Raw genomic sequence first — 14493 nt, 5'->3', positions numbered from 1 at the left:
GGAAGCCGCAAGGCTTCCGCCCTTTTTGTTTGCGCGGGCCGGGGCAGGGCTGCTTTTAAAGCGTCACGGACAGGGCGGTGGGAAAGAGCATGGCTGGAACGGCAGAGGTGGGCGAGGTTCGGCGGTTTGCCTGCACATCCTGTGGCAAATGCTGCGACAAGGGGCCGGAGATGGAGCTGGGCGAAGCGGCGGCGCTGGCCGACAGCTTTATCCTTTCCGTGCTGTTCAAGGTCCACAGCCTGCCGATCGACGACCGGTCGGATTATGCCGCGCGCTGGTGGCAGGATCACCAAAGCCGCATCCCCCTGCGCCCGGCGCTGGAGGAGCAGAGACGCCATCTAAGCCATTTCGCCAGCCGCAAGCAGGGCGAAAGGGCGCGTGGGCGTCAGCTTTTCCTGACGATCTCCGCCATGGTGCAGGATGATGGGCAGCGGCATTGCCCGGCGCTGCAGGACGGGCTTTGCGGCATCTATGCGGCCAGACCGCTGACCTGCCGCACCGTGCCGATGCATTATTCGCGCGCGCCCTCGACCTTGCGGGCCTATCTGGACGGCTTCACCGCGACGCCGGGATATCGGTGCGACACCTCGGGGGACGCTCCGGTCGTTCTGGACGGGAATCGGATCATCGACCCGGCGGTTGGCCAGATCAGGCAAGACGCCATCGGGCGCGCCAGGGCGGATCGCGTCTGGAAGGATCACCTGCTCGCCGCGATGGATGATGAAGGGCAGGCGAGGCTGGCTGAACTGCCGACCTATGCGGCGGTTCTGGCCAACACGGATGCCGGCTATGCCACGCTTCTGCCGATGATCGTCGCATGGCGGGTGGCCGAACGCCATGGCCTGATCGCGCGCGAGGATCTGGAGACACTCTGCCGCAGCCAGATCGGGCTGATCAAAGCGGCCATCGCCAGAAATCCGGCCGCCGACAGGTTGCGGGAGCTGGTCGACCTTCTGGCCGTCTATCAGTTTGAAGTGTCGAGAGACCGCTCCGCAGGCCGCCTGTCCTCGCCACTCTAGGTTCCGGAACCGGCAGCCGGTTCCAGAACCCTGAAGCAGCAAGGTGGAAGGGCGCTTTTACCCGCCCGAAGCGGCGCCGCTGGCGGCATCGCCCGCCTTGGCCTCGCCCTTGGCGTCTCCGGCCTTGGCCTCACCAGCCTTGGCATCGCCCGCAGGGGCTGCTCCAGCCGCAGGCGCGGCGGGCAGCGGCACATTCGAGCCCTGCTTGTTCAGATAGACGATCACATTGGCGCGATCCTCAGGCGAATCGAGGCCCGCGAAGGTCATCTTCGTGCCATCGGCAAAGCCGCGCGGGTTGGTCAGCCAGGTGTCGAGGCTCTTGAAGTCCCACTTGCCGCCCTTGCCCGCCAGCGAGGAGGAGAAAGCGAAACCGCCGCGCCCCTTGGCGATCTCGTCGCCCACCACGCCGTAAAGGTTGGGGCCGACGCCATTGGGGCCGCCCTGCGTGATCGTATGGCAGGCCGCGCATTTCTGGAACACCTGCTGCCCCGCATTGGGATCGGCCTTGGCCAGCAGCGTTTCGATCGGCACGGCTGCTGCTGCCCCACCCTCGGCGGCCACGCCGGCGATGGGGTAGCCCATGGTGGCCGGTCGCTCATTCTTGTCGGCTTCGAAATGATGCCGCGACAGGCTGGTCAGCCCAAGGGCCACGATGCCCGCACCCAGAACCCAACCCGCAATGGTATTGAAACGACCGCTCATCAGATTGCCTCGCCCAAGTTCATGCAGAAATATTTTTATACTCCTTGTTACGGAGCATAAAAACCGAGCGCAAGAGCCATTGCGGGATGGCGTCACTGGCCCTAACGCGGGTTCGCTATGCACTCTTATCCCGCGCCCGCTCTGATCCAGGTCAAAACGCTGACCGAAGTTGCCGAATCCGATCCCCGCCGTGCCATGGCTTTTCAGGGCGCGCCGGGCTGCAATTCGCATCGCGCGGCGCTGGATTTTGATCCGACATGCGCGCCTCTGCCCTGTTTCAGCTTCGAGGATGCGCTCGATGCGGTGAAGGAAGGCCGTGCCGATCGCGCGATCATCCCCATCGAAAACAGCCAGCATGGCCGCGTGGCTGATATGCATTTTCTACTGCCTGAAAGCGGCCTTTCGATCGTGGGCGAGCATTTCATCGGCATCCACCCCAGCCTGATGGCGCTGCCCGGCGCGAAAGGGCCGTTCACGGCGGCCTGGTCGCATCCTCAGGCGCTGGGCCAGTCGCGCCATTATCTGCGCCAGCGCGGCATCACGCCGATGAGCTATGCCGATACGGCAGGCGCGGCGGCCTATGTGAAAGAAATGAACGATCCCGAGGCGGCGGCCATCGCGCCCCCGCTGGCGGCCGAACTCTACGGTCTCGACATCATCGAGAACAATGTCGAGGATGCGCCCGACAACACCACGCGTTTTGTGGTGCTGGCCCGCGCCCCGCTCGATCCGGCGAGTCTCAAGGGGCAGGTGGCGATGACCACCATGATCTTCGAGGTGCGCAACATCCCCGCCGCGCTCTACAAGGCGCTGGGTGGTTTCGCGACCAATGGCGTCAACATGACCAAGCTGGAAAGCTATCAGAAGGGCGCCAGCTTCTCGGCCACCATGTTCTATGCCGATATTGTCGGCGCGCCGGGCGAGACAGGTGTGGATCATGCGCTGGAAGAACTGGCCTTCCACTGCAAGGAACTGCGCATTCTGGGTACTTACGCTCAGGCCCGAGAGCGCGGCTGAACGAGGCTGGCGTAAGGCATGGTGCTTGGCCTGATCGTACAGAGACTTGATCGCGCCTGAAAAAACCGGCACATCCGGGTGCAGATGATGCCCCGGCCCCTCTGGCTGTGTGGTCGGCTTTCAGGGGACTGGGGCAGAGTTTTGGCGGGCGAGGCGGCAGTCGATCCGGCGCATGGGCAAGCCCTGCAAGCCCATCAGGCCACGCTGGAGCATTGGCAGCAGCTGCGCGCCGGGCATGATCTGCAATTCAGCCCGCCCCCGCCATGGCAGCCCGATCCGCCGCCGCCCTGGCTGGAAGAGCTTGGCAAGCAACTGGCCAGGCTGTTCACGCCGCTGGCCCGTCTGTTCGGTGGTGCCTGGCCATGGGTGGAAAAGCTGCTGATCGTGGTGGCGGTGCTGGGCGTGCTCTGGCTGCTCTGGACGATTCTTTCACCCTTGATTCGCCTGCGCCGCCGCGCCGCGAATGAGGATGATGCGCCCGGCTGGATTCCTGCCAGCGAGGAGGCCATGGCCTTGCTGCGCGACGCCGAAAGGCTGGCGGCGGCAGGCGATTTCGACGGCGCGACCCATCTGCTGCTCAGGCGCAGCGTTCAGCAACTGTCTCTGGCGCGCCCCGGCCTTGTCCATCCCGCCAGCACGGCGCGTGAGATTGCCGGGCTGCGCGCGCTGCCCGATGCGGCACGCGGGGCCTTTGGCACCATTGCCTCGCGGGTGGAGGCCAGCCGCTATGCGCTGCGCCCGCTGGTCGAGGGTGACTGGCTGGCCGCGCGTGACGCCTATGCCGCCTTCGCCCGCCTGCCCCTCACCCAATTGACTTTTGCTGAAAGCGCTCCGGCATGAACCCGCGCGCTTTCTCCCCCCGCGCCGTGGCGCTGCTGGTGCTGCTGGGCGTCGGCCTGTTTGCCGCGCTGCTGTGGCAGGTGGGTGGCGGGCTGGCCGCCTCGCGCACGGACAATGGCGGCGCGCATGCGGGCGGCACGGGGCTCAACGGCTTTGCCGGGCTCAACCGCCTGCTTCAGGGTGAGGGCTATGCCGTCACGCTGGGCCGCAGCGAGGGTGACTGGCACACGCCGGGCGTGCTGGTGCTGACCCCCGAAGCCTATGCCGATGGCGAAAAGCTGAGCAAGGCGGTGAACGAACATCGCCGCGTTGGCCCGGTGGTGGTGATCGCGCCCAAATGGCAGACCATGCCGGTGGACACGCGCCAGCCCGGCCAGCGTCAGGGCTGGGTACGGGTGAACGGCAGTGAACTGCCGCATTGGAAGGGCTTTCTCGACGATATCGCGGTGGACACGCGTGGCTTCGGCCATGGCGCGCGCCGCGTGGCGACCTCGCTGGATGTCCCCGCCCCGGTGCTGCCCGATGCGATGACCGTGGAAGTGGGCCAAGGTGAGCGGCTGATGCCCTTTGCCGATGCGCAGGGCCATGTGCTGGCCGCCCGCTATGACGAAACCCTCCCGCTCAGCAGTGATGATGAGAATGAGGGTGAGGAGAAGCAGGCCCATCCGCTGTTTCTGGTCTTCGAACCCGATCTGCTGGACAATTACGGCCTGTCACATGCCGACAATGCCATCTGGGCCGCCGATTTCTTCCGCCGCATCGGGGAGCCTCAGGGCCGCGTCACCTTCGACGTTACCTTCAACGGTCTGGGCCGTCAGGCCAATCTGCTGACTCTGGCCTTTATGCCGCCCTATCTGGCCGCCACGCTGGTGCTGGGTCTGGCGGTGGTGGCGGCGATGTGGCGCGGGCTGCTGCGCTTTGGCCCCACGCTGGATGAAGGCCGGGCCATCGCTTTGGGCAAGGCCAGCCTGCTGGGCAATGCGGCGGCGCTGATACGCCGGGCGCGGCGCTTCCATGTGCTGGGCGCGCCCTATGCCGATGCCTCGCGCGCGCGGCTGGCCCGGGCGCTCTCCCTGCCGCGTCAGATGAAGCCGGAGGCGGTGGATGCCGCCATTGACCGCGCGCTGGCCGCCCGCCGCGCCTCGGGCCTTGCTGTGCCCGACCAGACTTTCACCTCAGCCGCCGCGCAATTGGCGCGTGCGCAGGGCGAGGGCGAGATTCTCGCTCTGGCCCGCACCCTGCATGCCATCGAGAGGATTGTGATCGCATGAGCGACTTGAGCCAAGACCTTAGCTTGACCGATGTGGCCCGTCTGGCCCAGGCCATCCGCGCCGAGATCGGCAAGGCGGTGGTGGGCCAGCGCGAGGTGGTCGATCACCTGCTGGTGGCGCTGTTCTCGCGCGGCCATGTGCTGCTGGAAGGCCCGCCCGGCACGGCGAAAACCTTTCTGGCGCAGAGCTTTGCCACCGCGCTGGGGCTGCATTTCGGGCGTATCCAGTTCACGCCGGATCTGATGCCGGGCGATATTCTGGGCTCCAACCTGTTCAACTTCCAGACCAGCACCTTCACCCTCACCCGTGGGCCGATCTTCTGCGAGGTGCTGCTGGCCGACGAAATCAACCGCACCCCGCCCAAGACCCAGGCCGCCCTGCTCGAAGCCATGCAGGAGCGCCGGGTGACGCTGGACGGCGCGGTCCATCCGCTGCCCGAAAGCTTTATGGTGGTGGCCACGCAAAACCCCATCGAGCAGCAGGGCGTCTATCCGCTGCCCGAGGCGCAGCTGGACCGTTTCCTGTTCAAACTGCGCGTCGATTACCCCGGAGAGGCCGAGGAACTGGCGATCCTCACCCGCTTCGGCCAGCAGAGCGGCCCGCCCGATCCGCTGGCGCAGGGCGTGCGCCCCGTTGCCAATGCCGCGATTCTGGCCGCCGCATCGCGCGCGGTGGCGCAGGTGACTCTGGCCGAGCCTGTCGCCGCCTATATCGTGCGCCTGCTGCGTGCGACGCGCGACAGCGCCGATCTGGCCTGTGGCGCCAGCCCCCGCGCCGGTGTGCTGTTGGCCCATGCCTCGCGGGCCCGCGCCGCGCTGGAAGGCCGCGATTATGTGCTGCCCGACGATGTGAAGGCGCTGGCCCCCGCCGTGCTGCGCCATCGCCTGCTGCTCAGCCCCGCCGCCGAGATCGAGGGCAAGACCGCCGAAGCGCTGGTGGATGAACTCATCGACCGCACCGAGGCGCCGCGCTGATCCTGATGCGCTGGCTTTCCGCCCTTTTGGCCCGCCTGAAGCCGGATCAGGCCCCGGTGCCCACCGCTCGCGCGGTGCTGGCGCTGGTGGCGCTGGCCGGGCTGGGGCTGGCGATTGCGGTGATGGTGCCGGATGGCTGGATCGTCGGCCCGTCGCTGGGTGTGGTCTTGCTGGTGCTGGTGCTGGTCGATGCCGCGCTGGCGGGCCGTCTGGGCGAGATCAGCCTGAACGCCCCGCCCGAGGTGGAAGTGGGCGCCAAAGCCAATCTGACCATCCGTGCCGCGCTGTCCCCGCGCGCTAGTCAGGTGGAGGCGGCGCTCGGCCTCGATCCGCGTCTGGCGCCGGGCGGTGTGCTGGCCATGCCCTTGACGCGCGATGGCGAGACCCATGAAGGCCATGCCGCCATCGCCCCCAGCCGTCGCGGGCCGGGGCAGATCGATACGGTGTGGCTGCGCTGGCAGGGGCCGCTGGGTCTGGGCGCGCGTCAGGCGCGGCGTGCCTTCGACCGGCCTTTGCGGGTGAATCCCAATCTGGCGCTGCTGCGCTCACGCGGGGTGCAGGCCACCTTGCGCGATGCCGACATCGGCCTTGTCGCCCGCCGCATCCATGGCGATGGCACCATGTTCGAGGCCCTCTCCGACTATCATCCCGGCATGGACCGCCGCCGCATCGACTGGAAGGCCTCGGCCCGCCACGCCCATCTCTACGCCAAGGAGTATGAGGCCGAGCGCAACAACCGCATCGTCTTCGCCCTCGATTGCGGGCAGGCCATGTGCGAGCCGGTGGCCGGCCTTGCGCGGCTGGACCGGGCGATTTCCGTGGCGCTGGCGGCGGGCTGGGTGGCGCTGAAGGGTGGCGATCTGGTCTCGCTGTTCGGCTTTGCCAGCCGGGTGCTGCTCTCCACGCCCTTTGTGACCGATGCCAGCGGTTTCGGGCGGTTGCAGTCGGCCGCCGCGCTGCTCGATTACGAATCGCGGGAGCCCAATTTCACTTTGGCGCTGGCGACTCTGGCCCAGCAGTTGCAGCGCCGCTCGCTGATCGTGGTCTTTTCCGATTTCACCGATCCCACCAGCGCGCAATTGATGGTGGAGAGCATCGGGCGGCTGGTCGCGCGCCACCGCGTGATCTTCGTGACCATGCTGGATGAGGAACTCGAAGCCCTAGCCCGCGCCGAGCCCGAGGCGACACAGGATGTCGCGCTGGCCGTGGGCGCGGGGCAGTTGCTGCGCCAGCGTGCGCTGGTGACGGCGAGGTTGCGGCAACTGGGCGTCGATGTGATCGAGGCGCCGCATGACAAGCTCGGGCTCAGCCTGATCGATGCCTATCTCTCGATCCGGCAGGCGGGGGGAATCGGATGAGCGACTGGATCGATGCCGTCAAAACCCGGCTGGGCCGGGGGGCTCCGGCGGAAGAGGGCGCCATCCGCGCCGCCCTGCTGCGCTCCGACCGGTTCCGGCAGGAGCGTGAGGAGGACTGGAAGCGGCTGGACAGCATTGTCCTTCGGCTGGAGCAGGGGCGCATCCGCCGCCTTTCCGATGAGGATCTGCTGGAGCTGCCGGTGCTTTATCGCGGTCTGGTCTCCTCGCTGTCGATTGCGCGCGAAACCTCGCTGGATCAGGCCACGGTGCAATGGCTGGAGGCGCTGGCGCAGCGCGCATGGTTCCAGCTGCATGGCGCGCGGCTGGGCTTTGGCGGCTGGCTGAAGGGCTTTTTCACCGGCGGCTGGAGCCGGGCGGTGCGCGGCATGGGGCTGGATCTGTTGATCGCCTTTGCGGTGCTGGTGGTCGGCACGGTGCTGGGTTGGCTGCTGGTGGCGCATGATCCGCAATGGTATGGCGCTCTGGTGGGCGGAGCGGGCGATGTGCGCGTGCCCGGCGCCAGCCGCGAGGTGCTGCGCGGCACCTTGTTCGGCACGCAGGATCAGGACGGGCTGGGGGCCTTTGCCGCCTATCTCTTTGGCCATAATGCGCAGATTTCCATCCTGTGCTTTGCACTGGGCTTTGCCTTTGGCGTGCCCACGCTGATGCTTCTGGTGCAGAATGCCGGGATGCTCGGCGCGATGCTCTGGCTGTTCCACGGGCAGGGCTTGACCTTCGACGTGGTCGGCTGGCTGTCGATCCATGGCACCACGGAACTCTTCGCCATCACGCTGGCGGGCGCGGCGGGGCTGCATATCGGGCGGGCGGTGGCCTTTCCCGGGCGGCGCGGCGCCATGGCGGCGGCAGCGGAGGCGGGCTGTCGCGGCGCGGTGGTGATGCTGGGCGTGGTGCTGATGCTGGTGGTGGCGGGCCTGCTGGAAGGGTTCGCCCGCCAGCTGATTCAGGACACCTTGCGCCGTCTGGCGGTGGGTGGCGGCATGCTGGGCTTCTGGCTGCTCTATTTCTTCGCTTACGGGCGCCAGCGTGTGGTGAGCAAGCGCCATGGCTGATCCTCGCCGGGATGATCCCCGCCGCCGCGTGCTGGTCACACCCGAAGGGCTGACGGTGCCTTTCACTCTGGCTTCACGCGGCAGCCGGTTCGGGGCGCTGCTGATCGATCTGATCTGCATGGGGCTCTCGCTGCTGCTGTCCGCCATCGCCATCGGCTTTACGGCAGGCAGTCTGAGCGAGATGGGCCAGCATCTGCGTGGCGGCACCGCTCAGGATCATGCGATGCAGGCGCTCTTTGCGCTGTGGATCATCACTGCTTTCCTGATCCGCAATGCCTGGTTTATCGCCTTTGAACTCGGCCCGCGCGGAGCCACCCCCGGCAAGCGCCTGATGCGCATCCGCATCGCCGCGCGCGATGGCGCCCGGCTGACCCCCGAACGCGTGATCGCCCGCAATCTGCTGCGCGATATCGAGCTGTTCCTGCCGCTGATCATGCTGGGCTCCAGCATCGGTCAGGGTGACAACACCGGCTGGCTGGCGACGCTGTGGTTTCTGCTGTTCGCGCTGCTGCCGCTCTTCAACCGTGACCGGCTGCGGGCGGGCGATCTGATCGCCGGAACCTGGGTGGTGGAGCGCCCCCGCAAGCCGCTGGCCCGCGCCATGACCGAGCAGGCCGCCCATGCCCCTGCCGCCGCCTATCGCTTCCGCGACACCGATCTGGCCGCCTATGGCGAGTATGAGCTGCAGCGGCTGGAAGAGGTGCTGCGCCTACGCAAGGACGATCAGATGGCTCTGGTCGCCACCGCCATCTGCGACAAGATCGGCTGGAACACGCCCCATGGCGCCGATGTCGGGCCGTTCCTCGACGCCTATTACACCCAGCTGCGCGAAAGGCTGGAAGGCGGCATGCGCATGGGGCGGCGGAAGGCCGATAAGCACGCTTAATCGCTTATGGCCCATCCGCCACATTTGCGGCGGCGCCCCGATGCGCTATAGGGCGGGCAAACGAGGGGCACCCTCCAGCCCTCCAGCAAGGACCGTTCATGTCTTCAGTGCGTCCCTGGCGCGATATCGCGCGCCGCCAAAGCCGTCAGATCATGGTGGGCAAGCTGCCCGTGGGCGGCGACGCTCCGATCTCGGTGCAGACCATGACCAACACGCTCACCTCCGACGCCAAGGCGACGATCGACCAGATCCGCCGCTGCGAGGATGCGGGCGCCGACATCATCCGCGTCTCCTGCCCCGATGTGGAAAGCACGGCTGCCTTCAAGCAGATCGCCCGCGCTGCCCGCGTGCCGCTGGTGGCCGACATCCACTTCCACTACAAGCGCGCCCTTGAGGCCGCCGACGCTGGCGCCGCCTGCCTGCGCATCAACCCCGGCAACATCGGCGGCAGCGACCGCGTGGCCGAAGTGGTGCGCGCCGCCAAGGCCAATGGCTGCGCCATCCGCATCGGCGTGAACGCCGGTTCGCTGGAAAAGGATCTGCTGGAGAAATACGGCGAGCCTTGCCCCGAGGCGCTGGTCGAATCGGCGCTGGACCACATCAAGCTGCTGCAGGACCATGATTTCCACGAGTATAAGGTGGCCGTGAAGGCCTCCGACGTGTTCCTCGCGGTCTCGGCCTATATGGCGCTGGCCGATGCGGTGGATTGCCCGCTGCATCTGGGCATCACCGAGGCGGGCGGGCTTATTGGTGGCACCGTGAAGAGCGCCATCGGCATGGGCAACCTGCTGTGGGCCGGTATCGGTGACACGATCCGCGTCTCGCTCTCGGCCGAGCCCGAGGAAGAGGTCCGCGTCGGCTACGAGATCCTAAAGTCGCTGGGCCTGCGCACGCGTGGTGTGCGTGTGGTGTCGTGCCCGTCCTGCGCGCGTCAGGGTTTTGACGTGATCCGCACGGTTTCGGCGCTGGAGCAGCGTCTGTCGCACATCAAGACGCCGATCTCGCTTTCGGTGCTGGGCTGCGTGGTGAACGGGCCGGGCGAGGCGCGCGAGACCGACATCGGCCTGACCGGTGGCGGCAACGGCAAGCATATGGTCTATCTGTCGGGCGTGACCGACCATGTGATCAACAGCGAGGAAATGCTGGATCACATCGTCGGGCTGGTGGAAGCCAAGGCTGCCGAGATGGAAGCTGCCGAGGCGGCCAAGGAAGCAGCCGAGTAAGAAGTGAAGGGTTAAGTGCGAAGGTGTTACACCCTCGCGCTCCCTTTAATGTCTACGTTGCGTATCGGGTTCGGCCATAGAGCTAAGGTCGCTGCGTCGCAGGCTTTCAAACGAGACAAGGCGTCGGGGCATGCTGCCTGCGGCGCCTTTTCTCTGCCTTTAGAAAGTTTGCGCACCGGCAGGATGCCTCTGTCCAAGCGTCGGGAGACGTTATGGGAGCGGGAGGGGCCCGAAGTATCTCTCTTGAGAGATGCACCAACAAGGACTCCCCCTCGCATCTTCCTTCCTTCCACGATTCCCTAACTCTTTCCCCTTAAGGGAAAAGGCCATGAATCGCCTGCTCCGTTTCACTGTCTTCATCCTGATGCTGCTGTTCGGGCTGGCTCGGGCCATGACTCACCATAATACGCCTGCCGCTCAGGCTGAAACCCCGGCGGTAGCGGTGGCGGATGCCACGGCGAGCGAGCCCTACAACCCATGGGGCATCAACCACACTCCCCCGGGCGCCAGCCAGCCGGTCGAGCCCAAGGTGTTGGTGCGTGACCGCTCAGGCCAGTTTCACATCGATGTTGCGGTCAATGGGCGCAACACGCGGTTTCTGGTCGACACCGGCGCCGATATGGTGGCGCTGACGCCGGAGACGGCGCAGTCGTTGGGGTTGAACATCAGTGCCGGCGATTATCAGCCTATTTTGCGTACTGCGTCAGGCCAAGGCATGGGCGCTCCGGTGTTGCTGGACAGCGTGGAACTGATGGGGCGGCGTATGGATCACCAGCGTGCGGTGGTGGCGCAGGGGCTCACCGAGAATCTGCTGGGCCAGTCGGTGCTGCGCGAGATCGGGCGCGTGGAGCTGAAGGGCGATACGATGGTGCTGATGCCCAATTGACCGCTTGCGGGGCGGGGCACCCTTTGCCAAGGCGTCGGCATGAGCACCTCTATCCGTTCCGCCACGCCTGACGATCTGCCGCTGATCTGCGCCTTTATCCGCGAATTGGCCGAGTATGAAAAACTCTCCCATGCGGTGCGTTTCGACGAGGCCGTGCTGCATGACCATCTGTTCGGCCCGCGCCCCATGGCCGAGGTGCTGATCGGCGAAGTGGCTGGTGAGGCGCAGGGCTTTGCGCTGTTCTTCCATAATTTCTCCACCTTCGAGGGGCGGCCCGGGATCTATCTTGAGGACCTCTATGTGCGCCCTGCCGCGCGAGGCGCCGGGCTGGGCAAGGCGCTGCTGGTCAGGCTGGCGGCGCTGGCGGTGGAGCGCAATTGCGCGCGACTCGAATGGTCGGTGCTGGACTGGAATGAACCGGCGATCGGATTTTATCGCTCGCTCGGGGCGATTCCTCAGGAACAATGGACGGTGATGCGCGTTGATGCAGACGCTTTGTCTCAACTCGCCGCAGGCCAAAGCGCTTCCGCCGAATCATAATAGCCAAAATGGAGGGGCTGAAGCATGGATGACGACCATGACGGGATCGCTGAATCGTAGAAACCTGCTGGTTGGCGGGTTGTGGACTGGTGTGGCTTTGGCAACGCCCATGCGCTTGCTGGCGCATGCTCACAAGAACAGTGCTGCGCATGGCGCGGCTCAGGCCGGAGCATCGCATCTGATGCAAGCCGGGCCGGGCTTCGAAACCATGGCGCCCAGCACGGGCATGCCGGCCACGGCCAGCCCGCTGACGCCCTATGAGCGCCAGGTGGTGGGCATCGCCCAGCAGCAGATCAGCCGCCTGTCCGGCGTGATCTGGAAGCGCGATCTGGTGGCTGTGGCAGATTTCGGCCGGCCCTCCAACCTGCCGCGCCTGCATTTCGTAAATGTCGAAAATGGCACGCTGCGCTCCGAACTGGTGGCGCATGGCCGCGGTTCCGACCCGCAGCATGACGGCTGGCTCAAGCATTTCTCGAACACGGTGAACTCCGAGGCGACCTCGCGCGGGGCCTATCTCACCGCCTCGATCTATGACGGCAAGTATGGCCCCTCGATCCGCCTGCGCGGCCTCGATGCCGACAATTCCAATGCGCTGGAGCGCGCCATCGTCATGCACCCGGCCTGGTACGCCGCGCCGGATATGCTGACGAAATATGGCAAACTGGGTCGCTCGGAAGGCTGCTTCGCCATGGACCCGCAGCAGTTCAACAAGGCGCTGACCCATCTGGCGGCGGGGCGTCTGCTCTATGCTGACCGGATTTCCGACGCCTGATTTGGTGAATCAGCAGGATTAAGAGAAGTTAGGTGCGAGGGTGTTACACCCTCGCGCTCCCATGAGTGTCTACGTTGCGCTACGGGTTCGGCATCGCGCCCAGATTGCCGCGCCGCAGGCCTTAAAACGAGAAAAGGCGCCGGGGCTTCCTGCCTGCGGCGCCTTTTCCGTGCCCGTGGAAAGGTTGCGCACCGCCAGGATGCCACAAACCTTTGTGTCGGAAGACGTCATGGGAGCGCGAGGGGGTAACCCCCTCGCACCTTCTCTTCCTTCAACCGACTTCAAACCCCCTTACAAAGGATCATCCGCCACGATCACTTCCTGCGTGCTGGTACGCTGCGTGGTGTGCAGCGCGCGAGGGCCGCGGAAGCTGGCCAGCACGGGGGCGTCGCGGTCATAGATGTCCTTGAAGGTGGACATCTGGCCTTCCACGTTCAGGCCCATGGTGGTGTAGGTCAGATACACGGGTGTGGCCTGCTTCATCACCACGCGCTTGTACTTCAGCGAGTGATAGAGCTCCGAGGCCTCATCCTGAGTCATGTCGCCGCGCACCATGGCGATGGTCATGCCCAGCTTCAGCGCGTCCTGCGTGCGGATGCAGCCGTGCGAATAGGCGCGCACCGGCGTTTCGAACAGCGCCTTGGCGGGGGTGTCATGCAGATAGATGGCATGCGGGTTGGGCATGTCGATCTTCATGCGGCCCAGCGAGTTCTTGTCGCCCGGCTGCTGCACCACGGTGATCATGCCGCTCTCGGACTTGGTCACCTTGTAACCCTGACGCGCGGCGGAGGCGGGGTTGGCCAGCAGCTTGGCGCCCAGATTTTCGCCCTTCACGATGGACTGCGGCACGGTCCAGGTGGGGTTGAAGACCACGGCCTGCACCTTTTCGGCCAGCTGAGGCGTGGCGGTGCGCCCCGGCTTGCCGACGACGGTGCGGTAGGTCTTGATGATCTTGCCGCCCACGTTGAAGCGCAGCTGGAATTCCGGGATGTTGGTCAGCAGATAGACCTGACCCAGCTCGCGCGGCAGCCAGCGCCAGCGGTCCATGTTGATGCGGATCATGTCGCGGCGGGCCTTGTCGGCGCGGGGCGTGGCGGCCAGCGCGTCCTTCAGCGCGGCATAATCGGCATAGGTCGGGTCGAGCCCGGCCAGCACGCCTGCCACATCATGAGTGGCCAGCGCGCGTTCGAGAATCTCATGCGTGGGATGGGCATCGACATCGGTATCGACGGCGAACCACTGGATGCGGCTGTCCATGGGGGTGCGGCCATCGCGCAGGTCTTCGGCCAGCCAGTCGAAGCTGCGGCTGGCGGCTTCATCCAGCGCGGGGCCGGCGCCTGCCGTGATGGCGGCGGCCAGCACCTCGGGCTTGTAGTCGCCGGGGAACAGGCCCTCGGTGTCGATGGTCTTGATGACCGCCAGCAGGGACTGCGCATCGGCCAGAGTCCAGGTCCGCACGGGCTGTTCAGCGGGGACGATGGTGGTGACGGTGCGCGTGTTGGGCGCGCCGGGGGTCAGGACCGGCGGCGGGGCCACCGGCGCGGTGGTGGGCTGGGCATCGATATAGGGCGCGGGCTGTGCGGCGGGCTTCTGCAGCGTGGCGGTGGGGCGCGGCGTGGCAGGCTGCATCGAGGCCGGCAGGATCGAGGTCGGCGGCGGGGTCTTGGGCTTGGGCTTCGGGGTCGGCGTGGCCGTGGGGGTCGGCGTGGGCGAGGCCTGCAGTCCGCTGTAGCCGCCCGGCGGAATGGCCAGTGCGGCGCCCGGCATCATCAGCGCGGCGCTGCCCAGCCACAGGGCCAGCCGCTTGCGCTTGCCGGGGGCAGCGGCAGCGCTGATCGAGCCCGGCGTCAGGCGGTCGTGCGGTTGATTGGCCATGTCCGTATCGTATCCCTGTCTTCAATCTCATCCGGCGTGGCAATAGTTGCCCGGATGCGC

14 protein-coding genes are annotated in these 14493 nt (G+C 66.3%); 12 read left to right on the top strand and 2 right to left on the bottom strand.

All coding sequences use genetic code 11. From position 1 onward, the window contains the following. Positions 1 to 89 precede the first annotated feature (89 nt). Positions 90 to 1019 carry a YkgJ family cysteine cluster protein gene (locus HGK27_RS17135; protein ID WP_206242109.1) on the top strand — a complete coding sequence of 310 codons (930 nt, stop codon included), beginning with the start codon at positions 90 to 92 and terminating at the stop codon, positions 1017 to 1019. A 57-nt stretch (positions 1020 to 1076) separates the two neighbouring features. Here the strand turns inward: HGK27_RS17135 and HGK27_RS17130 are convergent, their stop codons facing one another. Next, positions 1077 to 1721 (bottom strand): c-type cytochrome, encoded by a 645-nt coding sequence (locus HGK27_RS17130; RefSeq protein ID WP_206242107.1) that lies wholly within the window; start codon positions 1719 to 1721, stop codon positions 1077 to 1079. 117 nt (positions 1722 to 1838) lie between these two features. Here HGK27_RS17130 and HGK27_RS17125 point away from each other — a divergent pair, with 117 nt between their 5' ends. The 11 genes from HGK27_RS17125 (at position 1839) to HGK27_RS17075 (ending at position 12558) form a co-directional block, all read left to right on the top strand. Continuing rightward, positions 1839 to 2738, top strand: coding sequence for a prephenate dehydratase (locus tag HGK27_RS17125; RefSeq protein ID WP_206242105.1), 900 nt, complete (start codon positions 1839 to 1841; stop codon positions 2736 to 2738). Positions 2739 to 2879: 141 nt separating this feature from the next. Then, complete coding sequence (locus HGK27_RS17120) at positions 2880 to 3578, top strand: hypothetical protein (protein ID WP_206242103.1); 699 nt, start codon at positions 2880 to 2882, stop codon at positions 3576 to 3578. Beyond that, positions 3575 to 4849 (top strand): DUF4350 domain-containing protein, encoded by a 1275-nt coding sequence (locus HGK27_RS17115; protein ID WP_206242101.1) that lies wholly within the window; start codon positions 3575 to 3577, stop codon positions 4847 to 4849. The genes HGK27_RS17120 and HGK27_RS17115 overlap by 4 nt, the downstream gene beginning before the upstream one ends. Next, positions 4846 to 5823 carry an AAA family ATPase gene (locus HGK27_RS17110; protein ID WP_206242099.1) on the top strand — a complete coding sequence of 326 codons (978 nt, stop codon included), beginning with the start codon at positions 4846 to 4848 and terminating at the stop codon, positions 5821 to 5823. The genes HGK27_RS17115 and HGK27_RS17110 overlap by 4 nt, the downstream gene beginning before the upstream one ends. 5 nt (positions 5824 to 5828) lie before the next feature. Beyond that, positions 5829 to 7181 (top strand): DUF58 domain-containing protein, encoded by a 1353-nt coding sequence (locus tag HGK27_RS17105; RefSeq protein ID WP_206242097.1) that lies wholly within the window; start codon positions 5829 to 5831, stop codon positions 7179 to 7181. Next, positions 7178 to 8251, top strand: coding sequence for a stage II sporulation protein M (locus HGK27_RS17100; protein ID WP_206242095.1), 1074 nt, complete (start codon positions 7178 to 7180; stop codon positions 8249 to 8251). The genes HGK27_RS17105 and HGK27_RS17100 overlap by 4 nt, the downstream gene beginning before the upstream one ends. Continuing rightward, the gene (locus HGK27_RS17095) at positions 8244 to 9137 is read left to right on the top strand and encodes an RDD family protein (RefSeq protein ID WP_206242093.1); all 894 of its coding nucleotides are present in this window, start codon (positions 8244 to 8246) and stop codon (positions 9135 to 9137) included. The genes HGK27_RS17100 and HGK27_RS17095 overlap by 8 nt, the downstream gene beginning before the upstream one ends. 98 nt (positions 9138 to 9235) lie before the next feature. Next, on the top strand, positions 9236 to 10360 hold the full coding sequence (gene ispG, locus HGK27_RS17090) for a flavodoxin-dependent (E)-4-hydroxy-3-methylbut-2-enyl-diphosphate synthase (RefSeq protein ID WP_068085750.1): 1125 nt from the start codon (positions 9236 to 9238) through the stop codon (positions 10358 to 10360). 328 nt (positions 10361 to 10688) lie between these two features. Continuing rightward, complete coding sequence (locus tag HGK27_RS17085; protein ID WP_206242091.1) at positions 10689 to 11246, top strand: retropepsin-like aspartic protease family protein; 558 nt, start codon at positions 10689 to 10691, stop codon at positions 11244 to 11246. 39 nt (positions 11247 to 11285) lie between these two features. Next, positions 11286 to 11786, top strand: coding sequence for a GNAT family N-acetyltransferase (locus tag HGK27_RS17080; protein WP_206242089.1), 501 nt, complete (start codon positions 11286 to 11288; stop codon positions 11784 to 11786). Positions 11787 to 11823: 37 nt separating this feature from the next. After that, positions 11824 to 12558 (top strand): murein L,D-transpeptidase catalytic domain-containing protein, encoded by a 735-nt coding sequence (locus HGK27_RS17075; protein ID WP_241127262.1) that lies wholly within the window; start codon positions 11824 to 11826, stop codon positions 12556 to 12558. A 291-nt stretch (positions 12559 to 12849) separates the two neighbouring features. Here HGK27_RS17075 and HGK27_RS17070 read toward each other — a convergent pair whose 3' ends face one another. Continuing rightward, on the bottom strand, positions 12850 to 14433 hold the full coding sequence (locus HGK27_RS17070) for a L,D-transpeptidase family protein (protein WP_241127260.1): 1584 nt from the start codon (positions 14431 to 14433) through the stop codon (positions 12850 to 12852). Between the last annotated feature and the right edge of the window lie 60 nt (positions 14434 to 14493).

This window comes from Novosphingobium terrae (genome assembly GCF_017163935.1).
Lineage (GTDB): Bacteria > Pseudomonadota > Alphaproteobacteria > Sphingomonadales > Sphingomonadaceae > Novosphingobium > Novosphingobium terrae.
This window is presented reverse-complemented; position numbering and strand designations above follow the sequence as displayed.